General features: G+C 36.5%; 27 protein-coding genes. 16 read left to right on the top strand and 11 right to left on the bottom strand.

The features are described 5' to 3' along the window. Window positions 1–81: 81 nt before the first annotated feature. The 4 genes from TEPIDINF_RS06690 (at window position 82) to TEPIDINF_RS06675 (ending at window position 3,766) form a co-directional block, all read left to right on the top strand. A complete protein-coding gene (locus TEPIDINF_RS06690; protein WP_421691589.1) occupies window positions 82–237 on the top strand; it encodes a hypothetical protein in 156 nt (51 codons plus the stop codon). Between the two features lie 206 nt (window positions 238–443). Next, window positions 444–1,223 (top strand): glycosyltransferase family 2 protein, encoded by a 780-nt coding sequence (locus TEPIDINF_RS06685; protein WP_421691588.1) that lies wholly within the window; start codon window positions 444–446, stop codon window positions 1,221–1,223. Window positions 1,224–1,247: 24 nt separating this feature from the next. Continuing rightward, the gene (locus TEPIDINF_RS06680) at window positions 1,248–1,940 is read left to right on the top strand and encodes a lysophospholipid acyltransferase family protein (protein ID WP_068725014.1); all 693 of its coding nucleotides are present in this window, start codon (window positions 1,248–1,250) and stop codon (window positions 1,938–1,940) included. 161 nt (window positions 1,941–2,101) lie between these two features. Next, on the top strand, window positions 2,102–3,766 hold the full coding sequence (locus TEPIDINF_RS06675) for a S8 family serine peptidase (protein ID WP_235589078.1): 1,665 nt from the start codon (window positions 2,102–2,104) through the stop codon (window positions 3,764–3,766). 39 nt (window positions 3,767–3,805) lie between these two features. On the opposite strand, the gene TEPIDINF_RS06670 is transcribed toward TEPIDINF_RS06675, so the two are convergent. Beyond that, on the bottom strand, window positions 3,806–5,026 hold the full coding sequence (locus TEPIDINF_RS06670) for an MFS transporter (protein WP_068725012.1): 1,221 nt from the start codon (window positions 5,024–5,026) through the stop codon (window positions 3,806–3,808). Window positions 5,027–5,140: 114 nt separating this feature from the next. Between TEPIDINF_RS06670 and TEPIDINF_RS06665 the strand changes: the two genes are divergently transcribed. Both TEPIDINF_RS06665 and TEPIDINF_RS06660 read left to right on the top strand, forming a co-directional pair. Continuing rightward, entirely contained in the window at window positions 5,141–6,211 is a 1,071-nt protein-coding gene (locus TEPIDINF_RS06665) for an HD-GYP domain-containing protein (RefSeq protein ID WP_068725009.1), read from the top strand. Between the two features lie 59 nt (window positions 6,212–6,270). Further along, window positions 6,271–6,672 (top strand): YkvA family protein, encoded by a 402-nt coding sequence (locus TEPIDINF_RS06660; protein WP_421691587.1) that lies wholly within the window; start codon window positions 6,271–6,273, stop codon window positions 6,670–6,672. 20 nt (window positions 6,673–6,692) lie between these two features. On the opposite strand, the gene TEPIDINF_RS06655 is transcribed toward TEPIDINF_RS06660, so the two are convergent. The 3 genes from TEPIDINF_RS06655 to TEPIDINF_RS06645 all read right to left on the bottom strand — a co-directional run bounded on the left by TEPIDINF_RS06655 (window position 6,693) and on the right by TEPIDINF_RS06645 (window position 10,191). After that, entirely contained in the window at window positions 6,693–7,892 is a 1,200-nt protein-coding gene (locus TEPIDINF_RS06655) for an MFS transporter (protein WP_068725005.1), read from the bottom strand. Between the two features lie 161 nt (window positions 7,893–8,053). Further along, the gene (locus tag TEPIDINF_RS06650) at window positions 8,054–9,001 is read right to left on the bottom strand and encodes an L-threonine 3-dehydrogenase (RefSeq protein WP_068725003.1); all 948 of its coding nucleotides are present in this window, start codon (window positions 8,999–9,001) and stop codon (window positions 8,054–8,056) included. Continuing rightward, the gene (locus TEPIDINF_RS06645; RefSeq protein ID WP_421691586.1) at window positions 8,998–10,191 is read right to left on the bottom strand and encodes a glycine C-acetyltransferase; all 1,194 of its coding nucleotides are present in this window, start codon (window positions 10,189–10,191) and stop codon (window positions 8,998–9,000) included. The genes TEPIDINF_RS06650 and TEPIDINF_RS06645 overlap by 4 nt, the downstream gene beginning before the upstream one ends. Before the next feature lie 214 nt (window positions 10,192–10,405). Between TEPIDINF_RS06645 and TEPIDINF_RS06640 the strand changes: the two genes are divergently transcribed. After that, window positions 10,406–11,449 (top strand): NAD-dependent epimerase/dehydratase family protein, encoded by a 1,044-nt coding sequence (locus tag TEPIDINF_RS06640; RefSeq protein WP_421691585.1) that lies wholly within the window; start codon window positions 10,406–10,408, stop codon window positions 11,447–11,449. 73 nt (window positions 11,450–11,522) lie between these two features. Here the strand turns inward: TEPIDINF_RS06640 and TEPIDINF_RS06635 are convergent, their stop codons facing one another. Further along, window positions 11,523–12,764: a glycosyltransferase family 2 protein gene (locus tag TEPIDINF_RS06635; RefSeq protein ID WP_421691584.1), complete on the bottom strand. Its 1,242-nt coding sequence runs from the start codon at window positions 12,762–12,764 to the stop codon at window positions 11,523–11,525. Window positions 12,765–12,908: 144 nt separating this feature from the next. On the opposite strand from TEPIDINF_RS06635, the gene TEPIDINF_RS06630 reads away from it, so the two are divergent. The 5 genes from TEPIDINF_RS06630 to TEPIDINF_RS06610 all read left to right on the top strand — a co-directional run bounded on the left by TEPIDINF_RS06630 (window position 12,909) and on the right by TEPIDINF_RS06610 (window position 18,587). Further along, window positions 12,909–14,141 carry a glycosyltransferase family 2 protein gene (locus TEPIDINF_RS06630; RefSeq protein WP_068724994.1) on the top strand — a complete coding sequence of 411 codons (1,233 nt, stop codon included), beginning with the start codon at window positions 12,909–12,911 and terminating at the stop codon, window positions 14,139–14,141. Window positions 14,142–14,149: 8 nt separating this feature from the next. Then, on the top strand, window positions 14,150–15,391 hold the full coding sequence (locus tag TEPIDINF_RS06625) for a glycosyltransferase family 2 protein (RefSeq protein ID WP_421691583.1): 1,242 nt from the start codon (window positions 14,150–14,152) through the stop codon (window positions 15,389–15,391). Between the two features lie 124 nt (window positions 15,392–15,515). After that, window positions 15,516–16,847 carry a UDP-glucose dehydrogenase family protein gene (locus tag TEPIDINF_RS06620; protein WP_068724989.1) on the top strand — a complete coding sequence of 444 codons (1,332 nt, stop codon included), beginning with the start codon at window positions 15,516–15,518 and terminating at the stop codon, window positions 16,845–16,847. After that, window positions 16,844–17,776 (top strand): UDP-glucuronic acid decarboxylase family protein, encoded by a 933-nt coding sequence (locus tag TEPIDINF_RS06615; RefSeq protein ID WP_068724986.1) that lies wholly within the window; start codon window positions 16,844–16,846, stop codon window positions 17,774–17,776. Before TEPIDINF_RS06620 ends, TEPIDINF_RS06615 begins: the two co-directional genes overlap by 4 nt. 28 nt (window positions 17,777–17,804) lie before the next feature. Beyond that, on the top strand, window positions 17,805–18,587 hold the full coding sequence (locus TEPIDINF_RS06610; protein ID WP_421692150.1) for a glycosyltransferase family 2 protein: 783 nt from the start codon (window positions 17,805–17,807) through the stop codon (window positions 18,585–18,587). On the opposite strand, the gene TEPIDINF_RS06605 is transcribed toward TEPIDINF_RS06610, so the two are convergent. After that, complete coding sequence (locus TEPIDINF_RS06605; protein WP_068724982.1) at window positions 18,511–19,422, bottom strand: GNAT family N-acetyltransferase; 912 nt, start codon at window positions 19,420–19,422, stop codon at window positions 18,511–18,513. The two genes, TEPIDINF_RS06610 and TEPIDINF_RS06605, sit on opposite strands and share 77 nt — an antisense overlap. Window positions 19,423–19,738: 316 nt before the next feature. Between TEPIDINF_RS06605 and TEPIDINF_RS06600 the strand changes: the two genes are divergently transcribed. After that, on the top strand, window positions 19,739–19,957 hold the full coding sequence (locus tag TEPIDINF_RS06600; protein ID WP_068724979.1) for a hypothetical protein: 219 nt from the start codon (window positions 19,739–19,741) through the stop codon (window positions 19,955–19,957). A 56-nt stretch (window positions 19,958–20,013) separates the two neighbouring features. On the opposite strand, the gene TEPIDINF_RS06595 is transcribed toward TEPIDINF_RS06600, so the two are convergent. After that, a complete protein-coding gene (locus TEPIDINF_RS06595; RefSeq protein ID WP_068724977.1) occupies window positions 20,014–20,202 on the bottom strand; it encodes a hypothetical protein in 189 nt (62 codons plus the stop codon). A gap of 164 nt (window positions 20,203–20,366) precedes the next feature. Between TEPIDINF_RS06595 and TEPIDINF_RS06590 the strand changes: the two genes are divergently transcribed. Both TEPIDINF_RS06590 and lipA read left to right on the top strand, forming a co-directional pair. Further along, on the top strand, window positions 20,367–21,203 hold the full coding sequence (locus TEPIDINF_RS06590; RefSeq protein ID WP_421692149.1) for a lipoate--protein ligase family protein: 837 nt from the start codon (window positions 20,367–20,369) through the stop codon (window positions 21,201–21,203). Between the two features lie 14 nt (window positions 21,204–21,217). Then, a complete protein-coding gene (gene lipA / locus TEPIDINF_RS06585) occupies window positions 21,218–22,114 on the top strand; it encodes a lipoyl synthase (RefSeq protein WP_069798599.1) in 897 nt (298 codons plus the stop codon). Between the two features lie 33 nt (window positions 22,115–22,147). Here lipA and TEPIDINF_RS06580 read toward each other — a convergent pair whose 3' ends face one another. Then, complete coding sequence (locus TEPIDINF_RS06580) at window positions 22,148–23,428, bottom strand: L,D-transpeptidase family protein (RefSeq protein WP_069798601.1); 1,281 nt, start codon at window positions 23,426–23,428, stop codon at window positions 22,148–22,150. A 396-nt stretch (window positions 23,429–23,824) separates the two neighbouring features. Between TEPIDINF_RS06580 and TEPIDINF_RS06575 the strand changes: the two genes are divergently transcribed. Next, on the top strand, window positions 23,825–24,613 hold the full coding sequence (locus tag TEPIDINF_RS06575; protein ID WP_421691582.1) for an HAD family hydrolase: 789 nt from the start codon (window positions 23,825–23,827) through the stop codon (window positions 24,611–24,613). A 233-nt stretch (window positions 24,614–24,846) separates the two neighbouring features. On the opposite strand, the gene TEPIDINF_RS06570 is transcribed toward TEPIDINF_RS06575, so the two are convergent. The 3 genes from TEPIDINF_RS06570 to TEPIDINF_RS06560 all read right to left on the bottom strand — a co-directional run bounded on the left by TEPIDINF_RS06570 (window position 24,847) and on the right by TEPIDINF_RS06560 (window position 26,094). Continuing rightward, window positions 24,847–25,446, bottom strand: coding sequence for a hypothetical protein (locus TEPIDINF_RS06570; RefSeq protein ID WP_421691581.1), 600 nt, complete (start codon window positions 25,444–25,446; stop codon window positions 24,847–24,849). Between the two features lie 277 nt (window positions 25,447–25,723). Next, window positions 25,724–25,936, bottom strand: coding sequence for a hypothetical protein (locus TEPIDINF_RS06565; RefSeq protein WP_069798618.1), 213 nt, complete (start codon window positions 25,934–25,936; stop codon window positions 25,724–25,726). After that, the gene (locus tag TEPIDINF_RS06560) at window positions 25,933–26,094 is read right to left on the bottom strand and encodes a hypothetical protein (protein WP_181482287.1); all 162 of its coding nucleotides are present in this window, start codon (window positions 26,092–26,094) and stop codon (window positions 25,933–25,935) included. The genes TEPIDINF_RS06565 and TEPIDINF_RS06560 overlap by 4 nt, the downstream gene beginning before the upstream one ends. Between the last annotated feature and the right edge of the window lie 52 nt (window positions 26,095–26,146).

Genomic DNA, 26,146 nt, shown 5'->3' with positions numbered 1-26,146 from the left:
AATTTACTATACATTTATGAATAAACCATATGAATTTTGCCAATGGTAAAGATGATTGATCATGTTAATGGAGGAATTCATATGACTAGAAAGAAAAAAAAGGAAAGTCCAAATCGAAATGAAGAGTTTTTTGCTTTTGATATCGCGAATAAAAGTAACCAAAATGTATTAACCGGTGAAAAGAAAAAAAATGCTGCTGAACTATTAAATGAAATTACGGAATCAGATGAATATTAAAGGAAAAATCGTTCTCTTGAAAAAAAGAGGACGATTTTTTTAGTACTCAGCATATACTTGGATACGAGCATTTTAGAGGATTATTAGAAACTTCAGCAATAAAAATTTAATGCAAAAAACAAACAAATTTGATAAGTTTATATTAATGGAAAATGTTACCTCGTTTTTTGATAGATTTCTTTTCATGAAAGAAAGGAGATACTTTTATGAAAAAATATGCCATTATTATTCCATCTTTAAATCCTACTGAGAGTTTGGTTCACTATGTTCAAAGCTTGCTAGAAAAAGGGGTAGCGCAAATCGTTGTGGTGAATGATGGAAGTCAACTTGAATGTAACGACATTTTTTCAAAAATCAAAAAGATGGATCGATGTACGGTTTTAAAACATGAGCTCAATCTGGGAAAAGGGAGAGCATTAAAAACGGCGTTTCAATATGTTTTAGAAAACCATTCAGATTTGGCAGGAGTCATTACTGCCGATGCAGATGGCCAGCATTCAGTTGAAGATGTCTACAAAGTGGCAAAGACATTAGAAAATAGCGATGAACAAATCGTTCTAGGCGTAAGAGATTTTCGTCAAGCAAACGTTCCTTTTCGTAGCTATATTGGAAATAGAATAACTAGTGGGATTTTTGAATTTTTGTTTCACCATAAACTAGGTGATACGCAAACGGGATTACGGGGAATTCCTCAAGAAATTCTTAAACAGCTTGTTGAACTTAAAGGGGAAAGATATGAGTATGAAATGAATATGTTGATCTATGCTACAAAAATCAAAATGAAGATCACCGAAGTACCGATTCAAACCCTGTACTTTGATCATAATAAGGGGTCACATTATAAATCAATCGTCGATTCCTTCAAAGTTTTGTCCAGACTGATTTCAGGTTTTCTCCAATATTCTTTTGGAAAAGCCATCTCATTCGTGATTGGGATCATAAGTTTTGTTTTTATTCTCATTTCCCTCGCGTATTTATGGGAATAAAGCGTTGAATTGCTGGTGAATGTAATGAATCGTCATTATGGTATATTATTTAGAATCATCCGAGGTTTTATTCGAATCTTTTATCCCAGATATAAGGTTCAGGTTCCTGACCGAATCAACGGACCCGTCGTGTATATCTCCCACCACCAAAATCTTTTTGGCCCATTTGTAACATTGCTTTGGTTTCCAAAATGTTTACATGCGTGGATCCTTCATGTTTTTCTTGACCAAGCTGCTTGTTATAAGCAATATGTAGATTATACGTTTACCAAAAGGTTTGGCTGGAATCGAAATCTAGCGAAAATGGTTGCTTTTCCTCTATCCTTTTTCATTTCAAAACTATTGAATTCTGGGAAAGGGATTCCTGTATATAGGGGTTCGCGAAAAATACTAGAAACCTTCCATCAAAGTGTAGAAGTCTTAAAAAGTGGACAAAGAATTGTGATTTTCCCAGATATTGATTATCGTGATCCCTCTTCAGAGGTCAAAGAAATGTATAAGGGATTTCTTTATTTAGAAAAGTATTTTTTTCAAGAAACAGGAGAACATTTGACCTTTGTTCCTTTGTATGTAAGTAAAAATAAACGACTGATCCTTGCAAATCGACAAATCTACTTTAGAGATGGGGAAGGGTTCAACGAAGAACGTAAAAGAATCGTTCAGGAGATCCATACAAATCTTAATGAGCTAGCAAAAAGATGTGGGGATCTAACTTAAGGAATATTTCTATCAGGATTAAAGCCCCAATTCTAATAAGAGATGGGATTTTTTATAGGCCATTTTATTCATTTTTAATTATTTTGAATATTTTTAAAAAGTTTATATTATATTGTTGTTAGGAATGCAAATTCCAAATATTGAAAAAGGAAGTGATTTTTTTGACAAAAAGAGTGATGATAATTCTTTTTGTAATGGTGTTTGTTTTAAGTTCAATCCCCATGGTTTTGGCACAGAATGAAAAACAACCAGTTAAGCACAAAGAGCTTCCTAAGCAAGTAGACAACAACAAAAACAAACTTTTTGACAACCTAGAAGAAATCATGAATAGAACAGATGAGCTGACCACTATTCCAGTCATCGTGATGTTAAATACGGATTTTCTAAGCAAGAAAAAAGACATGGAGAAAGCGATTGGCTTATTCAAGACAAAATTTGAATATAGCGAGGCTTTCCATGGATTTGCAGCAGACTTGAATAAAGGCCAAATTATTGCTCTACAAAAGATGCCTTTTGTTCAACAGATTGAATATGATATGCCTGTTCAAGCAAGCATGGATACGGCGACAAATTGGTTTGGAGTGGGAAAAGCTAGAACTGATTTTGGACTTGACGGAGATCTAGATGGATCATTAACGACCTATTCAAAAAATGACGTAGTGGTTGCAGTAATTGATACAGGAATTGATGCAACCCATGTTGATTTAGACGGAGGAAAAGTGATCGGCTGGATGGATTTTGTCAGATCTAAAACAACTCCTTATGATGATAATGGTCATGGAACACATGTATCAAGTATTATTGCTGGTTCAGGTGATGGTAATGCGAACTACAAAGGCGTAGCATATGGAGCTGCATTGGTAGGAATCAAGGTGCTTGATCGTCGTGGAAGTGGTTCCATGAGTACTGTAGATGCTGGAATTGATTGGGCGATTCAGAATAAGGACGTTTACAATATCCGAGTCATTAATTTATCACTTGGCACTTCAAGTAGTTCCGATGGTACGGACTCTACTTCGATAGCTGTCAATAGAGCAGTTGCCAATGGTATTGCTGTAACTGTTGCAGCAGGCAATTCAGGACCAACACAATATACGATTGGTTCCCCTGGAGCTGCTTCTGATGCCATAACAGTCGCTGCGATGGCGGATGTGGGAGAATATGGTTTTAACCTAGCCAATTTCTCAAGTCGTGGACCAACTGCTGATGACCGTATTAAACCAGATGTTTCTGCTCCTGGATATAACATTACGGCTGCAGAAGCCAATTCTACAAATGGTTATATAACTTATAGCGGTACTAGTATGGCTACTCCTTTTACAGCAGGAGTAATTACTTTGATGATTGATGCAAAACCAACGATCACGACTAGTGAGATTAAAACGATCGTTACTTCAACAGCAAGTGATTGGGGACCAACAGCTGAAGACATTGATTATGGGAAAGGGCGCTTACAAGCGTATGATGCTATTAAGGTTGCAGGGAACTATAATGGAACAGCGCCAATCGTACCTTCACACCACTTTGTTAGTGGAAGTCTAAGTTCTTCAGGAGATAGTAACAATTGGATACTTAGTGTAACTTCTACTTCAGAACCAGTTGCGGTAACACTTGTCATTTCAGATTGGGTAAGTGGTTTCTTTGGTGGAAGTCCGGATTTTGACCTTTATGTCTATGATCCAAATGGAACATTGGTAGGAAAGGCAGAGGGGACTGAACGGCAGGAGTTAGTCACTTTTAGCCCAGGCGTAACAGGAGACTATACAATTAAAGTCGTTTCCTATTCTGGATCGGGAAATTACTTTTTTGATACAAGTTCCAATTAAATAGATTAAAAAAAGAGAACCAATGATTTAATTAAGAAGTCATTGATTCTCCATTTTTTTGTAAGCAGGGACGATTCTGCCAAAGATGCCTAGGAGGATTTCGCCAAGTCCTGCAGACATGAACACCAATCTTGGCCCAAACCATTGGGACAAGGTAGTACCACCGCCAATGGAAATGAGAGAAATTGGACCAGTCAACGGGCCCATCACACCATAAACCCTTCCTCGCAAATCTTCTGGCACTTGATGTTGAATCAATGTTTCAATAACGACAGAGGATACAGCACCAATAATTCCAAAAAAGGCCCAAATAAATAAGGCAATGGGTAATTGGTCTGTCCAAGAGAACCAAACCACCATGACACCATCAAAAATCGTGGTCGCGAGTAATAGCTGAATTCCCCCGATTCTTTCAATCATCCATTTTGAGAGGAATGCTCCCATAAAACCACCAATTCCAATCATCGAAAATAGGTAACCAGTAATTTGCTCAACATTTCCACCATGAGCCATGTATTTTTCTACATATAAAAAGGTAAGAGCCCCTTGCATGCTCATTACAAGGGTGAAAAAGATTTGAAAGATAAAGATATATTTTAAGATCGTTTTATTGACGATATAACGAATTCCCTCTTTAAAATCTTGCCACATTTGCTGCGACCTTTCTTTCTTTTCCTCTACAAAAGGAGGCGCTTTAATTCCAAGCGTCAATCCTGCTGCTAAGATGAAGGTAATCACATCAACTGTATAAGCCATTTTTGCACCTAAAAAAGCAACGACGAGCCCTGAGATGGCTGGTCTGAAAATTTGCATTGTACTATTCGTTAATGAAAAAAGGGAATTTAGTGTAACGTATTCTTCAGATTTTACTAATGTGGGTTGCAAAGCCCGTTTGGCTGGTTGGAAAAAATTTGCCACAATTCCATCGATAAACGCGATCAAGTAAATTTGCCATAATTGATCGGAAAAGAGAAGAAGAGAAATAATACCTGCCCTTAATAGATTACTGACAATCATAATTTTTTTACGATCAAAGCGGTCAGCAATAATTCCTGCGACAAAACCAAAAAGAATAGCAGGAGTAATTTCCATCATCATGACCATTCCAATATATAAATCTCGATCGGTTAAATGCATCACTTGTGCCATCATGGCAAAAAAAGTCAATGTAGATCCAATCGAATTAATTACTTCACTACTAAGCAATAACAGGACAGAGCGACTGCGAAATAGATTTCGATATTCATGCCAGTAAGTCATTGATCATTCCTCCGAAAAAATACTACGATTAAACGCGTTGTTTTGAATGTTTTTGCTGTTTTTTAATAGTATATCTTAAAAACTTCTTATAAGCCTTAGTAAGGAGAGGTACCCATGAAATATGTAAAACCCTATATGGGATTGGTGAAACAACAATTAGCAGATGATATTATTACAGAACAAGGTCTTCTTTTGTTATCAAAGGGTCATATTTTGACAGAAGAAGATATAAAAGCAATCATCATTCGTCAAATTGATCGCATTGCAATTGAGGAAACAAGAACTTCCATCAATGAATACATGAACCACCTTCAAAAAATGGATCCCGAATTTTATCAACTCTATGATACGTGTTTAACAACAGTTGAAGATCTATTTCAATCCGCTTCTAGGCAAGAGCGAATCGAACAGGATACATTATTCGAAATTTTTGATGATTTAATGTCCCATATGGTTTCGGTTCCCCATCTCTTTATCCAACTGAGAACGATTAAAGACATTGACCATTATACCATGCAACATTCCATCAATGTTGGGATCATTTCCGCCTTATTGGCAAGACTGATGGGATTAAAAGGGGATGAGGTCATTCGAATTGGTCATGCTGGGTTTCTTCATGACATTGGAAAAGCCTTAATACCCTCCTCTATTTTACAAAAACCAATTGTGTTAACAGATGTTGAATTTGAAACGGTAAAAAAACACCCACGGTTAGGATATGAAATTCTAGTAAAAAATGAGATAAAAGACCCCTTGGTCCTTACAGCAGCTTTAATGCATCATGAACGACTAAATGGAAAAGGTTACCCATTGAAAAAAGACGGTACTAATATTCCTCTCGTTGCTCAAATTGTTGCCATTGCAGATGTATATGATGCAATTTCTTCAGAAAGGGTTTACAAAAAATCTTTCTCTCCTTTCCATGCCTATATGGAATTACACCAAATCGCCTTTCAAGGAGAATTAAATGCTGCCATTGTTCTCAATTTCCTCCAATATATTTCCAAGTTGATGGAAGGGCAAGAGGTGATCATGAATGATGGGCAAAAGGCGACCGTCATTTTGGCAGACCCGTCTGAACCTCACAGACCTTTAGTTTCAATGAGTGGCCAGTTTATTGACTTAAGAAAGGAAAGAAATCGATACATTCAAGAACTACTAATTCCTATGAAATATGAAACTTAGACGATATTTTTATCGTATAAGATAGTAAAACAATCTTCCTTCAGATGGATGTGAATTAGATGAACCGACAAAAGATTATCGAGCTAGTAATGAAACTAGTGGATTTAGCAAGGACAAGCAAGGGTAAAAGAAAGATTTATCGTGAATTTCCAAGAAAAATAAAAAAAACAGGGGGTATCCAAAACCTCATTCAGCAGCTTAAGGTGATGTATCTTTATTTTAAAGACCCTCATACAAGTAAAACAAAAAAAGGGCTAATAGGAGCAGCATTGTTATACTTTATTATGCCCTTTGATGTAGTAAGCGATTTGATTCCTGTTTTAGGACTTGTGGATGATGGAATCGCTATCGCCTTTGTTTGGTCGATGGTAGAAAAAGAATTAAGGCAATATGCACAACAGTTAGATAGCGACATTATCGATATTACCTCGGAAGTAGAAATCATCGAAGAAGAAAAATAGACCAAATGGCTGATCTGCTTTTATACACGAAGTAACACCATTAAAATAGCAGATAAAGCAGCAAATCCACTACTTACGGCAAAGGTAGAGGCAGGTCCAAATGTTTCCCATAAAAATCCTGCAAGAAGACTAGCAGGAAGCGCAGCAATTCCTGTTAAAGCATTAAACGTGCCTATTGCCGTTCCTCTTTTTCCTTCTGGGACAAGATCAGCGATATATGCTTTTTGAACCCCTTCTGTTGTAGCATAATAAAGGCCATATAAGATAAATAATCCCCATACCCATAAACTCTTTGTAATGAGTCCAAACCCAAGATAAATCAATGCAAAGATCAGATAGCCTGTTACGATAATTGGCCTTCTACCTAAGCGATCAGATAAAATGCCTGCAGGGATTGAGAAAAGCGTATACACTATATTAAACGCAAAGTAAGCTAGAGGAATCAATGCTGAATTCATCCCAACATCTTGTGCCCGTAAAATTAAGAAAGCATCAGATGAGTTACCAATTGCAAACAAAGTAGCAATAAAGGTAAAGAGAATAAAACGGCGATCTAAGCCTTTAAAGCTGATCTTTGGTCGTGTTTGTTTTCCAAAGATCTCTTCTTCTATATTTGTTTTCTTTTTTTCCTTCAAGAAAAAGATAAGTAATAATACCGCAATAATTCCGGGAATAGAGGAAATCCAGAAGATTAAACGATAATTCTCATGAAAAGAGCTTAACACAAAGAAGGCAACAAATGGGCCAATTGCAGCGCCTAAGGTATCCATCGCCCGGTGGAACCCAAATGCTTTTCCTCTTTCTTCTTTACTGGTTGAATCAGCAATCAAGGCATCCCTTGGTGCTCCTCTCATTCCTTTTCCGAAACGGTCAATGAACCGTATAGCAAGTACTTGGCTAAACGATGTACTAAGTGCAAATAATGGCTTGATTAGGTTAGAAAGACCGTAGCCAAAGACCATTAAAGGCTTTCGTTTGCCTAGTTTATCTGAAAACCAACCTGAGAATAATTTTAATATACTTGCAGTACTTTCAGCGATTCCCTCAAGAAGCCCAATTGAAGTGACTTGAACATGGAGAACCGTTGTTAAAAATAAAGGAAGAACAGGTACGATCATTTCACTGGATAAATCAGTGAGAAGACTGACCAGTCCAGTCACAAAAACAACAGCATTCATTCCCCAAATCCTTTTGCTTCTATAATTAATGTTATCTTCCATCTGTTTCCGCCCCTAAAATAGTAGTATTAAAAATAAAATATGATCTTAGAAATTTTATTTTATATGAAATTAACAGCTTGGTAAAGATTAGCATACGTCACTAGTAATAAAAAGAAAGGGGTTGGATAAGAATCCCCTTCCGATTACCTTATGATTTACTCTTAAAGAAGCTTATCTTTTAGTTTTTTTATGATATCCTCAGTCATTTTCTCTAAATCATATGCTACCTTAAAACCCCATTCTTCTTTTGCTGATGAGGCATCTATTGAATTTGGCCAGCTATCAGCAATAGATTGTCTGATTGGATCTACCTGATAATCTAACTTGAAATGAGGAATATACTTTCTAATGGCTTTGGCAATTGCCTCAGGATCAACACTCATTGCAGTTACATTAAATGAATTACGATGCTTCAACTTAGATGCATCTGCTTCCATCAAATCAATAATCGCGTTTAACGCATCAGGCATATACATCATATCCATAAAAGTCCCTTTGGCAATATAGGAGGTATATTCACCTTTTTTTACGGCATCATAATAAATCTCAACCGCATAATCGGTTGTACCCCCTCCTGGAGGGGTAACATAGGAAATTAATCCTGGGAAACGTAACCCTCTTGTATCTACACCAAATTTCTGATGATAATAATCGCTTAGTAACTCACCAGTTACTTTATTTATACCATACATCGTCGTTGGTCTTTGAATGGTGTTTTGAGGAGTAAGATCTTTTGGAGTTGTAGGACCAAAGGCGCCGATAGAGCTAGGCGTAAAAAATTGCGTTTTTAATTCCCGCGCTACCTCTAGAGCATTTAAAAGACCGTCCATGTTAATTTTCCAGGCAAAAAGTGGTTTAGCTTCAGCTGTTGCGGATAACAAGGCAGCAAGGTGGATGACAGAATCCACCTGATAACTTTTGGCGATTTCATACATTCGCTTTCCATCTGTAACATCAAGGAGCTCAAAAGGCCCTGATTTGACGACATCTGCTTCTGTTTCTCGAATATCAGTTGCTACTACATTGTCTTCTCCATAGGTATCTCTAAGCTTTTGAATTAATTCAGAGCCGATTTGGCCTAATGCCCCTGTGACTAAGATTTTTTTCATGAAAGAATCCCCATCTCTTTTCCGATCTTTTCATAGATTGTTAATGCTTGGTCTAACATTTCTTTACTATGTGCTGCTGTAGGCATATTTCTGATTCTACCTGTTCCCCTAGGGACAGTTGGAAATACGATTGATTTCGCATATACACCAGCTTCATAAAGCTTTTTACTAAACTCTTGTGTTTTCACTTCATCGCCAATAATGACTGGTGTAATTGGCGTTTCACTATTTCCGATATCAAATCCTAAGGATTTTAATTTCTTCTTCAAATAGTTTCCATTTTCCCAAAGACGATTATTTAACTCAGTACTGTTGATTAGAATCTCAATTGCTTTTATGCTTGCAGCGACATCCCCAGGTGTTAGAGAGGTAGAGAATAAGAATGGTCTACTCCTTACCTTTAACCAATCAATGAGTTCCTTTTTACCTGCAACATATCCACCTACGACACCAATTGCTTTAGATAATGTCCCAATCTGGAAATCAATTTTATCTGATAAGCCAAAATGCTTGACTGTTCCTGCACCTTTGCCCAATACACCGGAGCCGTGCGCATCATCTACATAAGTAATTAAACCGAATTCCTCTGCAATTTCTACAATTTCAGGTAGCTTGGCAATATCTCCATCCATCGAGAAAACCCCATCGGTAATGACCATGACTTTATTGTATTGGCCAGATTCAGTGGCTTCTTTTGCCTTTGCCCTTAAATCGTCCACATCAGAATGCTTAAAGCGAATAATCTTTGCCCCTGATAAACGACAACCATCTATGATTGAGGCATGATTTAGTTCATCAGAAAGGATTGCATCATTCTTGTCCATCACTGCCGATATAGCTGCCATATTACAATTAAAACCTGATTGATAAGCAATTGCTGCTTCTGTATGCTTAAATTCTGCTAACTTTTTTTCTAGCTCGATATGAATTTCTAATGTACCGTTAATCGTTCTAACAGCTCCTGCACCGACACCAAACTTTTCAATTGCTTGATGCGCCGCTTCTTTTAACCTTTCATCGGTAGCCAATCCCAAATAATTGTTGGAAGAAAGATTGATCAACTCTTTTCCAGCAATTTTAATGATTGGTCCATTTGGACTTTCTAAAGGATCGATCACATTATAAAGACCCCTACTTTTTAAATCCTCTAGATTTTGCTTCAAAAAATCATCTAATACCTTGCTTGCCATGATTCATCCCTCCATTACATTTGTCCTCTGTGTGTGAACAAAATTTATTTTGCATGTCCATTTGTCTCAGTATTCTTCACTAATAATGTATCATATTCTACTTAAAATGTTTATATGTGAGAGACAGTAAAAAGAAAAATCTTTTTCATTTCAGAAAAAATAAAATTGAATAGAATAAAGTATCAGTTTAAAAAAACATTTAGGGGGAGTGTTTGTGTCTGTTGTCGTCATAACAGGTTCTTCTGGATTAATTGGTTCGGAATCAGCTGAATTTTATGTTGGTTTGGGATACGATGTGATAGGGATCGACAATAATATGAGGGAGTATTTTTTTGGTTCCGGTGGTTCGACCATAAACAATCGTGAGTATTTGAAACTTAAACTTGGATCTAAATATAGACATTATGATATTGATATAAGAGACTATAAAAAAATAGAAGAAGTATTTGAAGAATATAAACAAGATATTTCATTAATTATTCATACTGCAGCACAGCCTTCACATGATTGGGCAGCAAGAGAACCATTGACTGACTTTCATGTGAATGCAAATGGAACCCTTCATTTGCTTGAAGCTACGCGTAAATTCTGTCCTGAGGCAGTATTTATCTATACATCCACGAATAAGGTGTATGGTGATCGGCCAAATCAACTTCCTTTGATTGAATGTGAAACTCGCTTCGAAATTGATTCAAACCATCCTTATCATAAAGGTATATCTGAGGATATGAGTATCGATCAAAATATGCACTCCTTATTTGGAGCATCTAAATTAGCTGCAGATATATTGGTTCAGGAATATGGGAGATACTTCAATATGAAAACAGTTTGTTTTCGAGGTGGAGTGTTAACTGGGCCGAAACAATCTGGAGTCGTCTTACATGGATTTATTAATTACTTAATGAAGTGTGTAATCAATGGTATTCCCTACACGATATTTGGCTATAAAGGCAAACAAGTAAGAGATGTAATTGCTTCTAGCGATGTGATTTCCGCATTCCATACCTTTTTTCAAAATCCTAGACAGGGTGGAGAGGTGTATAACCTTGGCGGAGGAAGATATTCTAATATTTCCATGCTTGAAGCGATTGAATTAGCGCAAGAAATCACAGGAAAGAAATTAAATTATTCCTATAATGAACATCACCGAGTAGGAGATCATATTTGGTATATTAGTGATATAAACAAGTTTACCTCTCATTATCCTGAATGGAAGATTACAAAGGATATTCGTATGATTATGGAGGAGATTTTTTGACTAGTAATCGTCACAAAAGCAGAAGGAGAAGTTCTTGGAGTAGAAAAAGTTAGGTGAATAGAGTGGCCTAATGTCAGTTTTCAATGTCGCCAAAAAGTTCATCAAATACTTTTACCAATCGTTTAAACCTATCATCAGATCGCAAGATTTTTAGCTCTGATAACACGGTTTCCTTCCATTTTTCATCATCCTTTAATCCTACAAATTCACTTAAATTCACTAGGCTTCGATTTTCCAAAAACATTTTAAGTGCCGCTTGAAGTCCTTTCTTTAATGTATCTCTAAAAGTCTTATTTTGCTCAGGATACTGATTAGAAAGTGTTCTATATTCATGCAAAACTTGACTTGCTTTTACAAAGCTTCCTTTACCAATAAAGGGTAATGAGATCACTGCTACATCGATATCAGGATGAATCTGTTGAAACTTCACAATGTTTCCAATCATTTCTTTCTTTCTCTCCGTCAAAATGTAGGGATGTTCCTGATGATAGGTTGCAATCTGTGGTGCATCATAAAATGTTGCTCCTGCTTTGTAGAGTCGATAACCTAATTCATTATCTTCACTACCCCAACCAGCAAATTCCTCATTAAAATAACCTACCTGATCTAGCAAAGTTTTTCTAAAGGAGACAGCTCTAGTAATGCAAAAAATCCAAGGAAGATGGAATCCATTTAACCAAGGCCCATAATCTCTGATTATCGTAGGAAATGTAGGATCTGGATAAGCAAGTTGATGAAAAAATAAAGATTGAATCCCCTGTTTACCTAATAATGGAACTGGTCTTTTTATTCTTTTTATATACCTCAAAAGCAAGTGCATATTTTTAGTGTGATTCGAGAGAGATAGCTTCCATTTTCTCAGAAGTTTTGGTTTTGTTTTAATCATGGAATAGAATCGTTTGATTTGTTTTTCATTAAATTTTGGATCCAATACGGTATAAACGATTTTTTGCTGGTTGGTACATGAGATAACAAGGTTTTCTTTCGTTTGATGAAGATGAATATGATGTTCAATAAAGTCAGGATCGACTAGCATTTCTACATCTAAAAAAATAAGGATTTTTCCAGATGCATGTTGAATACCAATATTTTTAGCACGTGATCGACCTACATTATGTTTAGAACGTACGTATTTAAATGTAAAAGGTGTTTCTAAGTTGCTTAAAGTGGTTGTTTGATCGGTTGAAGAATCGTCTACAAAGATCACTTCAAATTTTTCAGGGTCATAAGTTTGATTTTGGAAAGAATAAAGGGTTAACAAATTTTGAGGATATTTATTGTGGGAGATCATAATGACACTTACCTCTATAGACATATTACCTTTCCCTTCGTAATAAATAGTTTCTATCTACAATATGAAGATGGACTAGGCATGGGAACAATCTTCTAAACCCATATCAGCATAAAATATTAAAATGAATTTAATTATGTTACAACCTAGTAAAGTGGGGGATGGTCATTGAAAAAGGATGTAAGTATCATTATGCCTTCATATAATAAATACCCTTTAAATTTGTTCAGCTTGTATGCATTAGCAAATCAAAAATATGATTTATCTAAAATGGAAGTGATCTTAATCGATGACGCATCAACAGATCTAACCCCTAAATTAAAAAGCTTTAAAGCCCCGTTTGAATATCATTATATTCGCTATGATAAAAATCTAGGTCGTTCTAAAGCGAGAAATGTAGGGATTTCGCTTGCAAACGGGAGTGTGATTATATTCCTAGACTCGGAAATCATTGTCGATTCTCATTTTGTAGCAAATCATTTGGAAAATCATTCGGAAGAAGAAAACATGGTAGTTACAGGAGCTCTAAGACAATATGGGGTCTATACAACGTTGTACCCCGATTTTCGTAATGATCAAATTGAAAAGTTTTATTCTTTAATACGGGGAAAACCACTTTTACTCAGACGTTGGCAGTTCATTCCAGGAAATCATCTAAGAAATCTAAAAACCATTCGAAAAAGATTGAAACAGGCGAAAAAACCAATCCCACTTTTATCGCAAAAAGAGATTAAATCTGGATTTTATCAACAGCTTACGTTTCCAAAACCTCTTTTTGCAGATGTGCGAAAGCATTTTGGGGACCAATTAATTGGGTATCATTTACCTTGGCAGGCCTTTTTATCGGGAAATGTCTCTTTAAAAAAAGAACTATTAGACAAGGTGGGATATTTTGATGAGGATTATCAAGGGTGGGGATTGGAAGACACAGATATGGGTTATCGATTATATAAAATAGGGGCAGTCTTAAAAAACGATCAAGGAGTCCCCCATTATCACCAAGAACATCCTTTTTCTACGCAGCAACAGCACCGTGATATGTTTAAAAATTACCTCATTTATCAAAGAAAACATCCTGAATTTGAAACCTCTACACATGCGATGACGATTGCTGGGTATATTGATCGATTAGAGGAACAGCGTATTTTAGAAGAATATAAACAGCTCAATCAAGAATATCCTAATCAATTTATGCTGCTGAAGGAAACATACTTACTATTCCTTCATAAAGTGGCAGAGTTGTTAGCAGAAGAGAAAAAAATAAATCATCTCTCTTTTCAAATCGGATTAGACGATCAACCTGAAAAAAAGAATCAAGTTCTTACTGAAGAAGATACCATTAAAAAGTTAGAAAAGTTTGATCTTTTTATAGATACCTTTCATATGCTGTTCCATTTATAATCTAAAAAATGATGGGAGGGGTTAAAATTGGGAATAAACCTTATGTCACGATTTTGTTAGCCTTTTATAATGAAAAGAAATATATGAAAAAGGCCATTGCCAGTGTGAAACAACAAAGTTATTCCAATTGGCAATTGATTTTATTAGATGATGGATCAACAAACAAAAGCAAAAATTGGATTCTCCCAATCATAAAAAACGATTCTCGCATCCAATATAAACGATTCAGGAAAAATCAGGGAAAAGGCAAAATATTAAATGAGGGATTAAAGATCGCAGAAGGAGAATATGTTTTGGAATTGGATGCTGATGATTGGTTATACCCTCTTGCACTTCAATTATTTGTTGATTATATGCAGAAGCTTCCCTCCACTGTTGCGCTTGTATACTCCGACTATGTGACCGTAAAAAAAGTTGGAAAGAACTTAATGAAACACCAAGCTGTGGTAGCTCGTCCATTTCTTAATCGGATCCAGTGGGTGAAGAATTACTTTGTTCCTATCCCACGTTTCTATCGAAAAGAAGCCCTTCTTGCTATTGGGGGATGGGTGACAGATTATCCATCAGAAGGCCGATTATATGAAGATATAGCCACAGTATTTCGCTTGCTTAAACATTATCAAATGGCTTATTTACCTAAACGAACAATGGTGGTTAGAAGAAGATATGACAGTATTACGTATAAAAACCGAAATGCTTGGTATTCAATGTATAAATATTTATTGGCAAGAGCATTACAAGAATGGAACGAACCTTACCTTGTTGACGTAGACTTAAAAAACAAAATAAGCATCAAAGAGAAAAAAGGAGATTCTGGATCTCTCCCCCTTGTATCTCTACTTATTTCATACCCTTATCATTCTGCAATATTACCTTATCTTAGACAAAGTATTGCACATCAAACTTATCCAAATATTGAAACCATTTTTATAAACGATCATTCAATCTCAAAAGAAACCTTAAAATTGGCTAACGGGAAATATGTACTCATTTTATCGCCTTTCGAAATATTAAATCCTGAATGTATTGAGATTTTTGTTGACACAATGGAGGAGAAAGAAAGAAAGGGTGAGATCGTTTTGAGGGCAATAGCAAAAAGAAAAAAAATAAAATCGAAATCGAAAACTATTTTACCAGACCTTTGTATTTATCATTTAGATCTTATAAAAAAAGCTGATTGGACGTCAATCGATCATTCAATTGAGAAAAACATCTTAACGATTCCAAGGTTTTTAAGCTTTTACTTGTAAAGCTGACCTTATTTTTTTAAAATAGTCAACTGCCGTTACCCAAATCCTTCTAACTCATAATTTATTAGAAGAATATTTTAATTTGCTTTTGACATAGAAGGAAAATGGACCGGAGGGAACTAAGATGAATGTTGGGGTTGTAGGTGTCGGCTACGTAGGATTGGTCGTAGGAGCCTGTTTTGCAGAAATGGGACACCATGTCATATGTCTAGATATAGACCAACATAAAATTTCATTGTTGAAAAGTGGACAAGTGCCTATCTATGAGCCAGGTCTTTATGAAATGATTAAACGTAATTCGGAGAATGGACGACTTTCTTTTACTACAGATTTAAAAGAGATGCTTGATTTCAGTTTGTTTGTTTTTATCGCGGTTGGAACACCACCAAATGAAGATGGATCAGCTGACTTATCCCATGTTCTTCAAGTTGCAAAAGAGATTGGGCAAAATATCAACCGTTATACAATTATTGTAGATAAATCAACGGTACCTGTAGGAACTGCGCAAAAGGTAAAAAATGTAATTAAAGAAGAGTTAACGAATCGAGGACTAAATCAGATAGAAATTGATGTGGTTTCTAATCCGGAATTTCTTCGTGAAGGGGCAGCCATTGAGGATTTTATGCATCCTTCCCGTATTGTCGTTGGAACAGATCATCCTCGAATAGCTGCTTTAATGAAGGAGCTATACCGTCCATTAACAGACCAAGGGTATCCATTGCTTCAAATGTCGATTTTCTCTGCTGAGTTAACGAAATATGCTACTAATGCGATGTTAGCGACTCGAATCAGTTTTATCAATGAAATTGCAGTCATATGTGAGGCAACAGGTGCTGATATTGAAGAGGTGAAGCTTGGATTAGGCTCTGATACTCGAGTTGGAATGGCCTTTCTAAATGCTGGATTAGGTTATGGTGGATCTTGTTTTCCAAAAGATGTGAAAGCATTGATACAAACTGGAAAAGAGTATCGGGTGGAACTTCAGATTGTAAAGGCTGTTGATCAGGTAAACAGTCAACAAAAGCAAAAATTACTAAACAAAGTTCTACAATTTTTTGGTGAAGATCTCCATGAAAAAGTCATTGCAATATGGGGGTTAGCATTTAAACCGGAAACTGACGATATCCGTGAGGCACCAGCGATAGAAACGATAAAGGAGTTAAGACGGCATGGGGCAACGATACATGCCCATGATCCAGCGGCAATTGAAAATACTCGTGTTTTATTGGGGAATAATGGGATTTATTACTTCGATGATCTATATGAAGCAATTAAGAATTCAGACGCCTTGCTACTAATTACGGAATGGAAAATGTATCAAGAGGCAGATTTATCAATCGTTAAAAAAAGGATGAAATATCCAGTTTTATTTGATGGGCGTAACCAATTTGATCCAATTGCGATGCAGAAAGCTGGTTTTGTTTATTACTCGATTGGAAGGAAGAAGGTACAATGAAACGTAAGCGAATATTAGTTACTGGTGGAGCTGGTTTCATTGGTTCAAATCTAATTGAGCGTTTATTAAAAGAGGGCAATGAAGTCATTTGTGTTGATAATTTCTATACAGGAAAGAAAGAAAACATTGTACCTTTTGATTGTCACCCATTTTTTACTTGTATTGATCATAACATTATCGAACCTTTTTATCTCGAGGTGGATGAAATCTATCATCTCGCCTGTCCAGCCTCACCCACTCATTATCAGAAAGACCCAATCAACACACTTAAAACGAATGTGATTGGAACGATCAATATGCTTGAACTAGCAAAAAAGGTAAATAGTAAATTATTACTTGCTTCTACGAGTGAAGTATACGGGGATCCAGAGATTCATCCTCAACCAGAAAGTTATCGAGGAAATGTAAATCCAATTGGACCAAGAGCTTGCTATGATGAAGGGAAAAGAGCGGCAGAAGCACTTGTTTTTGACTATCATCGTCAATACCATGTGAATGTTCGAGTGATTCGAATATTTAACACATACGGGCCAAAGATGAATCGTGATGATGGAAGGGTTGTAAGTAATTTTATTGTTCAAGCCCTTCAAAATAAAGAGCTTACCATCTATGGAGATGGTTTTCAGACTCGTTCCTTTTGTTATATTGATGACCTAGTAGAGGGAATGATGAGAATGATGAATGGTTCAGACGATTTTATAGGACCTGTTAATATAGGAAATCAAAGTGAGTTCACAATCAAGGAGCTTGCGGAGATAGTAATTGAATTAACTGCTTCACAATCAAAAATAGTCTATTTACCGCTACCTATAGACGATCCCGTAAAACGAAATCCAGATATAAGTTTGGCGAAGTCAAAATTAGCTTGGGAACCAAAAATACCTTTAGTAGAGGGATTGAAGCAAACAATTGCTTATTACAAAATATAAAGGTTCGAAATTGGAGATCAAAAAGTTGATGAAAAAGATAAAAAATAACCCCTTAGTATCACTGATCATTCCCTACCAAAACCAACAGCAAATGATTACATCTTTACTTCAAAGTATACTTACACAAAATCAAACAAATGTTGAATGTATTTTTATCAATGACCATTCTACTGATGGGACTTCTAAAGTGGTCGAGTCATTTTGCAAACACCATTCTATTTCTTCTCGTCACCTATCTTTAGTTCATACAACTGGAGAAGGGCAAGCCATCAAATATGCTCTTGATTACTCAAACGGGGTATACATGATGGCTCTTTCACCATTTGTCATTTTACAACCTCATGCGATTGAACAATTTATATCTATCATACCAGAGAAAGAGGAAAAAGGGCAAAATGTTGTTGCGGTCTATGCAGATCAAAGACTATTTCAAACCTATTCCAAATATCGATATATTGAAGAAAAACAGAATACTACTATCAAAGAAATAAAAGACATCTTTTGTGAATCATTTTGGCCTTCCCCTGTTCTTTTTAATATAGAGGCTATCAAAGAAACAGGAGGTTGGCCTGTTGATTTTTTGGGAGAAGGCAAATATTTCTCAGAATTGGTCGTTTTGGCCAACCTCTATTCTGTTGGGAGATTCATTCATATTCCTCAAGTTCTATCTTTTTATTTACAGGCTAATATAGAAGATAGGATGAGAAAGGATTATTCGCCTGTCTTGCAAGTCCTTATGAGGAAAGTTTTTTCCCAAATACAAACAAGTCAGGAGTTTGTAAAAGACGAGAAGATTTCGTCCAAAATCTAATCACAGGAATGATCGGATAAGTTGGTTTAGCTGCTAATAATGAAAAAAGAAGCTTTTTCTTTGCTGCGAATTGGCTTAAGTGATATAGCAGAAGGTAGGCATCGTCCTGATGGTCCACATAGAGTTGATCAATAATGATTTCTTTTTTTGCTGAGGAGTAATGGTAGATAGCCACTCCTTTTATTTTTTTATTCTGACTTACAGCTAAGGCTTGATAGAAATGGAGAATCGATGGATCATTCAGTTGTAACGAAGTGTACATGTTTAGATTTTTCATATAGGGGATTAAATGATCTGAAGAATAATAATCGATATGATTTTGGATATAGGGCCTTATCATTGTTAAATTCTTAAACCAATGAATTTGGGAGCTTTTTGCATGATTTAAATTTAAAAAAGATGAATGAAGATGGACGGCTTTAGGAATTAGTCGGCGGAGGCGTAACCATCTGGTTAGTTTATAATAATGTAGTTTTTCCCCAATCATCCAGTGAATTGGAGCATTATCAATTCGAGTGGCTAGGCGCAAAAACGTTGTGCCTTTTGCTTTTGCATATTCTTCTTCATACTGTGCCATTTTTGTTCCTAGTCCCTGGTTTTGTACAGAAGAATCAATGATTTTATGAGACAGCCATGCCTCTGTTTGTTTTGGAAAACGAATAGCTACACAACCCACGATTTGCTCATTTAATTCAGCAACATGGATGATTTGGGACCCACTTTTTAACCATCGTTCTATTTGTTTGCATTTAGGATGTTCTTTTGGCAGCTGGTATAACTGACAAATTCTTGGGAAGTCTTCTTCATTTGCTAGTCGAAATAATGGTTCAGCCATCTTAATTACCTTTTTTCTCCTGTTACTGCATGGTTGGTGATATGGGAATTTTCGATGGAGTAAGGGGTAATTTTTTTAAAGTTCATGATTCTGCTTGGCATCTTTCTAACCATAAGGATCTCCTTCCTTTAATCATTTCATACCGTTCCTCCTTGCCTATAGATTCACTGAAAAGTATTTTTTTGCATTTATCTACAATAAGTTATTCAGATAAAGCGATCCTTCACATAAAGCAAACGCCCAAATCCATAGAATTAGGTTAATATGGAGAGAATTTTACCAGTTTTACACATAAATATAGAGCAGGGGGAAAAAGTTGAGGATACGACTTTTAGACCGATTATTCATCTATGAACGGTTGTTACAAGAAGTAACCATCTATCTTACCAGTGGTGGAACTTTTAAGGGAACTGTTGCAAAAGTCCATCGAGATTTTGTTACTCTTACCACTATTTCTGGTGCGATTGATATCCCTTTTTCTTCGATTCTAGCCATTGCTCCAGCAATCAAAAAAAATAGGAAAGGCAAAGGGTAGGAGCCTCTGCCTTTCCGTTCTTAGTGGTCAAGGATGGGTTACTTTCTTTTCTACAATTATCTTACTTCGAGGATGCGCTCTAATGGGATGACGCGGATTTGGTTACCTACAGCAACACCAACGGCTTTGTCATTAAGGAAAGCAACTTGCACGTTTGTATAGGTAACGTTGTTGTCTTGGCGGACAATAGTGACAGGAAGTAAAGCATTTGCGCGAGCCTGTAAAAGTTGTTTAATGAATTCCATTTTCTTTTCCCCCTTTCCTTTTTGATACTACATCATATGAAAAGAGAACTTATTTGCTGTAGACAAGTGTCAATCGTCAAACATGGATTTTTTTTTGGACAAGTTTGTTTTTTTAACGTATCATTATTTTAAGAAACTGGTTATTTTAAAATAGAGGAGCTACAATAATAATGGAAATTTGGCGATTTATTGACTATCAAACATACTCTCCCTCAATCAATATGGCTTTGGATGAAGCGTTATTAGAATGGCATAGTAAGGGACAGTTTCCTCCGACAATTCGTTTTTATGGTTGGGACCCTGCTACGCTGTCAATTGGGTATTTTCAAAAGCTACATAGAGAAATCAACTTGCAAAAAGTAAAGGAGCACGGAATAGGTCTTGTTAGGCGATTAACAGGAGGAAGAGCAGTACTCCATGATAAGGAATTAACTTATAGTGTTGTTATTTCTGAGAACCATCCCAAAATGCCCAAAACCGTAACAGAGGCATATCGGATCATTAGCCTTGGTCTGTTAGAAGGATTTAAACAATTAGGGCTTCATGCTTATTTTTCTGTACCAGAAACCAAGGAAGAGCTTGATAAGCTAAAAAATCCTCGATCCTCTGTTTGTTTTGATGCACCCTCTTGGTATGAACTGGTTGTCGAGGGAAGGAAAGTAGCAGGAAGTGCTCAAACCAGACAAAAGGGTGTAATTCTACAACATGGTTCAATTCTGTTAGATTTAGATGAAGACATCCTTTTTGATTTATTTCAATACCCAAGTGATCGAGTAAGAGAACGCATGCAGCGTAATTTTAAAAATAAGGCGGTTGCGATTAACCAGATCGCAACGCGTAAAATCAACTTGGAAGAAGTAAGAGAGGCATTTAAAAGCGGTTTTGAAAAAGGATTGAATATTAGGCTAGAACCGTATACATTAACAGAGGATGAGATGAATTTTGTTGAGGAATTAGCCAAAAAACGTTATGAACATGAGGAATGGACATTTGCTCGCTAGAAAGGAGTAAAAACATGGCTAAACAGGAAAGGGAAAAAAAAGATTGGTTAAAGATTAAGATTAATACAAATGAAAATTTTCGTGGCTTAAAAAAGATGATTCGGGCCAAAAAATTACATACTGTTTGTGAAGAAGCAAGGTGTCCCAATATCCATGAATGTTGGGCAGTAAGGAAAACTGCAACTTTTATGATCTTAGGGGACATTTGTACGAGAGGTTGCCGTTTTTGTGCCGTGACAACGGGAATGCCTACAGAGTTAGATTTGCAAGAACCAGCGCGTATAGCAGAGTCAGTGAAACAGATGGGATTACACCATGTTGTCATTACGGCTGTAGCTAGAGATGATCTAAAAGACGGTGGAGCTTCTATTTTTGCAGAAACCATTCGAGCAACTCGTAAGTTAAACCCATTAACGACAATAGAGGTCCTTCCTTCAGATATGGGGGGAGTATTCGAGAATCTCAAAATATTGATGGATGCACGACCTGATATTTTAAACCATAATATTGAAACGGTAAGACGTTTATCTGATCGAGTTCGTTCAAAAGCCAAGTATGATCGTTCTTTAGAATTTTTACGTCGTGCGAAAGAGCTAAATCCAGAGATTCCAACAAAATCAAGTATTATGGTAGGTTTAGGAGAAACAAAGGAAGAAATTTTGGAAGCGATGGATGATTTACGGGCAAATGATGTAGATATTCTTACTATTGGTCAATATTTACAACCAACGAAAAAGCATTTACCTGTAGAGAAATATTGGCATCCCGATGAATTTGCAGAATTGAAGGAAATTGCTTTAAGTAAAGGATTCAGTCATTGTGAATCAGGCCCACTAGTTCGCTCTTCTTACCATGCGGACGAACAAGTAAATGCGGCAAGCAAAGTGTTAAATCAAGAAATTATCAATTAGAACTTTTTGTAGAAACGAATGAAGAGCACCGAATTAGGTGCTCTTTTCCACATTTACAACTATTTGTATGATATTTTGTTCCTGATTCCATTCCAATTGCAAGTCTAGCCATAATTGTAAGGTTTGTAAGGAGATATAGGTACTATTTTCTTGAAGTTCTGGAGCAACATCAAGAGAATAAAGCTGCCCGTTTTTTATTAAATCTGATTGATTGATCTGGATTGAAAGGGTTGAATTTTTTTGTGGATGTGCTAGACCAATACGATTTGATGATGAATCCCATTGGATCAAATAGCCAAATTGATCAGCGATTGGTTTGAGGGGAACCATCAATCGGTTATTTCTCACATAACTATGATAATTTTCAGGTAAAGCAAAGAATGTTCCATTATCTAACTGAATAGATGGAGTGGGAATGGTGTAGATGTCGATAATTAAATTCTTTTCATCCCAATTCATTTGAGATTCGAGAAGTATCCCTAATGTCTTTGGTGAAATATACGTGGAACCATTAATGATTGTGGGGGCAATATCAAGTTCGATGGCTTTATCATTTTTATGCATGGTATTCTTGTTTATTTGTATGGTAAAATCCTGTTTTTGATTAGCAATATGAACCTGATTAGTTGCAGCGTCCCAGGTTAACTGATACCCTAGTCGACCCATCAATGGCTTTAATGGAAGTAAAATATGTCCATCTTTTAGGACGCTTGGATTATTTTTAGGTAAAGAGAAAGGCTGATGATCTAAATTGATGTTGATGTCAATGGATAAAGTTTCATTAAGAGCAACGGCTAAAGAAGTTACTTTGTAGCCAAAATCTTCAGCTAATTGCAAGAAGCCTTTTTTAGAGGAGACGATATAAACTTTGGCACCAATCGGGACTTGGTCAAATAACCAAATTACATCATCATTATTCATTCGTACACAGCCAGCAGAGGCATATGTGCCAATCGATAAAGGATTACTATTTCCATGAATCCCATAGGTATCCCCATTTGTTCCTCTTGCATTAAACCCCATCCAACGAGGCCCTAAAGGATTTTTTGGATCTCCTCCAGGAATGTTTAATTTGTAATAAGGCCGGTTTTTAATCTTCTGAACAATCTTAAAGCTTCCTTCTGGAGTATACTCAGCTTTTCTGCCAGTTGCCACTGGAAACACTTTTTTTAATTCTGTACCAACAAAATAGGCAAGTTTGTTTGTGGTTTTATTGATGATAATATAGTGGTTCTGTGTTTCCTCTGCTTGAACAAATAAAGGACTACTTGTCATGAAAAAGAATAGTGCAAGCATAAAAACTTTTATTTTCATTCCTTCACCTCTTCACCTTCCTTTTGTAATTTAACCCCGTCAATGACTCATTGTATGAAGGTAAGGCCCAAAAAATGAAAAGATGAAGGATATAATTTATTTCTTAATCTTTAGCGTGATTTCAATTTGTTGTGATTCACGCTGAAAATGAGGTGGTATTACCAGGCACTGCGCACAAACTGCCAGAATCAACTGCAACCATACAGAAGTAAGAGTTGTTATAAAACGCAAAATTACCGCAACAGGTACATTCGCGAGTATATCACACAAAAGCAACAAGCTAGCAATTAAAATAGAGCATGTAATAGACATGGAAGTTTCGAAAAATATACCTTTTATGATATGATTAAAAAATATGGAGAAAAAATTCATCAGTGAAGGAGAGGCGAGATCATAATGGAAATTCAAGCGGTTGTACTTGATCTAGATGGAACTCTATTAAATAAGCAGACGAAGATATCCAATCGAAATAAAGAGGTTCTAAAGAAACTAATAGATAAAGGGGTAAAGGTTTTTCTTGCAACAGGAAGAGCACCAGCAGCTTCTGCTCACTTTCATCAACAATTAGGTCTGGAAACAGTCATGATTTGTTCCAATGGAACGATGATTTATGATCGGATAAATGATAGGAATATGAAACATTTTACAATGCCAAAGGAAGTTGCAATATCTATTTTAGAAGGCTTCAAACCACATGTAAGCAATATTTTGGGTTTTTATGATCAACTTGTATACAGTTTAACAAATGACCAAGTCGTAGAGTGGTGGAAAGTTTCCTTTCAACGTACACCTGATTACATTGGTGATTTTGCTCATCTTTTACAACATGATATTTCTAAATTTGAAATTTTTCTTAAAGATCGCCAAGTAATTTTTAACCATGAAGAATTAGAAGAATCATTATCTGACCAAATCTATCTATTAAAATCACCAGGATATATTGAGATCATGCCCAAGGGTACTTCCAAATGGCATGCATTAAAAGAGGTATTAACTTACTATGATCTCGATCCAGCAAGAACGATTGCTTTTGGTGATGGGAACAATGATATAGAAATGATCACAAACGTTGGAATGGGTGTCGCGATGGGTAATGCCATTGCTGATTTAAAACAGGTTGCAAAGGATACAACCATAAATCATGATGAAGATGGCGTGGCCTATTTTCTAGAAAAGTATCTATAATTGGTAATTTTTACTGCAAGAGTTACAAAAGACGGAGATCTTTATTTTAACTTATTTCTATCACATGAAGAAGAAAAAGTAATTACATTTTCAAACGTGAATACGTTAAGTGATGAGTAGTTCACTAAAGGCATTACCTTTACAGGTGGAAAGTAGATAGGTATAGAAATAAGAGAAACAAAAAGCCAAGAGTGACAGCCTCTTGGCTTTCTTTCCTTTTAATAGAAAGTAATTTACCTAGGTCCAGGTTCATCATCCGGGTCAGGAACATTTCTTAATGGTCCAGGGCCGAAACCATCAGGTCCAGCGGGTCCGCCGGGTCCAAAACCGCCGGGTCCAGGCCCGAAACCATCAGGTCCAGCGGGTCCGCCGGGTCCAAAACCGCCGGGTCCAGGCCCGAAACCATCAGGTCCAGCGGGTCCGCCAGGTCCAAAACCACCGGGTCCAGGACCGAAACCATCAGGTCCAGCGGGTCCGCCGGGTCCAAAACCGCCGGGTCCAGGCCCGAAACCACCAGGTCCAGCGGGTCCGCCAGGTCCAAAACCGCCGGGTCCAGGCCCGAAACCACCAGGTCCAGCGGGTCCGCCAGGTCCAAAACCGCCGGGACCGGGCCCGAAACCACCAGGTCCAGCGGGTCCGCCAGGTCCAAAACCGCCGGGACCGCGCCCACCAGGCCTACCTTGTCTACCACCAGGTCCTATTGGACCACGCCCAAAACCACCTTGTCTTTTGCCTCCAGGCCCTGGCCCTCTTTTACCCCCAATTGGTCCATTTGATTGCTGCCCCATATTACCTAATCGTTTTAACGCATCGAAAAAGTTGTTTTTGGCCAAAAAATTTACCTCCCTTTTAAAGAATAAGGTTCACTTATAAAATATGCATAATAGAACTGGTCCGTAAGCATGACAAATAACTATTTTTTTATTCACAATTAATTTTACATAAGGTAAAATGCAGGGGAGTTGAAGTGGATATCAAACTATTGCAATTCGATTGCTTATTGGTTTTCCCATATCTTCGTAAGTGGCAAATTGAAGAAGAGTAACTTTAGTTCAAACAAAAAAACCGGAGTGTAATTATTCTCCGGTTACATGTTTATTGATATGTATTTTATTTCAAAGATTCAATAAATCTCATTAAGGTTTTTCTTTGCTCAGGGGTTAATTCTAGACTTACTTCAACTAATTCTTGAATGTCTTTAGGAAGAGATTGGGGATTCTTACTTTGTTCCACTCCAATTTGGTTAATTGCATCCTCTATTAAAAGCTTTGCTTCATCTAGCATTTTATAAATCTGAATCAGAGATTTTAGAGAATCATTCATGCATGTTGATCCTCAAAAAAAAGTAATTTTTCAATTTCATTCTTAATCTTGAGTAGTTCTTCAGGGTTTAATTTTTTAACATCTCTAATCATACTATCTAGTTTAATCATTCTAAACTCATCAAGATAAGTTGGAATGGAATCAGTTTTGATAGCCATCACCTAATCTCCTTTCGATTGCTGTGCAAAATAAATATTACCACGATTTTCG

Source organism: Tepidibacillus infernus, from assembly GCF_048898065.1.
Lineage (GTDB): Bacteria > Bacillota > Bacilli > Tepidibacillales > Tepidibacillaceae > Tepidibacillus_B > Tepidibacillus_B infernus.
Note: the sequence above shows the minus strand (reverse complement) of the source record. Positions and strands in the feature narration are given on the sequence as shown.

Coding starts and splice junctions, on each gene's coding strand:
- TEPIDINF_RS06655 (WP_068725005.1), bottom strand. CDS start 7,892: ATGGAAGATAACATTAATTATAGAAGCAAAAGGATTTGGGGAATGAAT.
- TEPIDINF_RS06685 (WP_421691588.1), top strand. CDS start 444: ATGAAAAAATATGCCATTATTATTCCATCTTTAAATCCTACTGAGAGT.
- TEPIDINF_RS06635 (WP_421691584.1), bottom strand. CDS start 12,764: ATGTCTATAGAGGTAAGTGTCATTATGATCTCCCACAATAAATATCCT.
- TEPIDINF_RS06580 (WP_069798601.1), bottom strand. CDS start 23,428: ATGAAAATAAAAGTTTTTATGCTTGCACTATTCTTTTTCATGACAAGT.
- TEPIDINF_RS06650 (WP_068725003.1), bottom strand. CDS start 9,001: ATGAAAAAAATCTTAGTCACAGGGGCATTAGGCCAAATCGGCTCTGAA.
- TEPIDINF_RS06680 (WP_068725014.1), top strand. CDS start 1,248: ATGAATCGTCATTATGGTATATTATTTAGAATCATCCGAGGTTTTATT.
- TEPIDINF_RS06560 (WP_181482287.1), bottom strand. CDS start 26,094: ATGGCTATCAAAACTGATTCCATTCCAACTTATCTTGATGAGTTTAGA.
- TEPIDINF_RS06670 (WP_068725012.1), bottom strand. CDS start 5,026: ATGACTTACTGGCATGAATATCGAAATCTATTTCGCAGTCGCTCTGTC.
- TEPIDINF_RS06620 (WP_068724989.1), top strand. CDS start 15,516: ATGAATGTTGGGGTTGTAGGTGTCGGCTACGTAGGATTGGTCGTAGGA.
- TEPIDINF_RS06690 (WP_421691589.1), top strand. CDS start 82: ATGACTAGAAAGAAAAAAAAGGAAAGTCCAAATCGAAATGAAGAGTTT.
- TEPIDINF_RS06595 (WP_068724977.1), bottom strand. CDS start 20,202: ATGGAATTCATTAAACAACTTTTACAGGCTCGCGCAAATGCTTTACTT.
- TEPIDINF_RS06625 (WP_421691583.1), top strand. CDS start 14,150: ATGATGGGAGGGGTTAAAATTGGGAATAAACCTTATGTCACGATTTTG.
- TEPIDINF_RS06575 (WP_421691582.1), top strand. CDS start 23,825: ATGGAAATTCAAGCGGTTGTACTTGATCTAGATGGAACTCTATTAAAT.
- TEPIDINF_RS06565 (WP_069798618.1), bottom strand. CDS start 25,936: ATGAATGATTCTCTAAAATCTCTGATTCAGATTTATAAAATGCTAGAT.
- TEPIDINF_RS06605 (WP_068724982.1), bottom strand. CDS start 19,422: ATGGCTGAACCATTATTTCGACTAGCAAATGAAGAAGACTTCCCAAGA.
- TEPIDINF_RS06665 (WP_068725009.1), top strand. CDS start 5,141: ATGAAATATGTAAAACCCTATATGGGATTGGTGAAACAACAATTAGCA.
- TEPIDINF_RS06660 (WP_421691587.1), top strand. CDS start 6,271: ATGAACCGACAAAAGATTATCGAGCTAGTAATGAAACTAGTGGATTTA.
- lipA (WP_069798599.1), top strand. CDS start 21,218: ATGGCTAAACAGGAAAGGGAAAAAAAAGATTGGTTAAAGATTAAGATT.
- TEPIDINF_RS06645 (WP_421691586.1), bottom strand. CDS start 10,191: ATGGCAAGCAAGGTATTAGATGATTTTTTGAAGCAAAATCTAGAGGAT.
- TEPIDINF_RS06615 (WP_068724986.1), top strand. CDS start 16,844: ATGAAACGTAAGCGAATATTAGTTACTGGTGGAGCTGGTTTCATTGGT.
- TEPIDINF_RS06610 (WP_421692150.1), top strand. CDS start 17,805: ATGAAAAAGATAAAAAATAACCCCTTAGTATCACTGATCATTCCCTAC.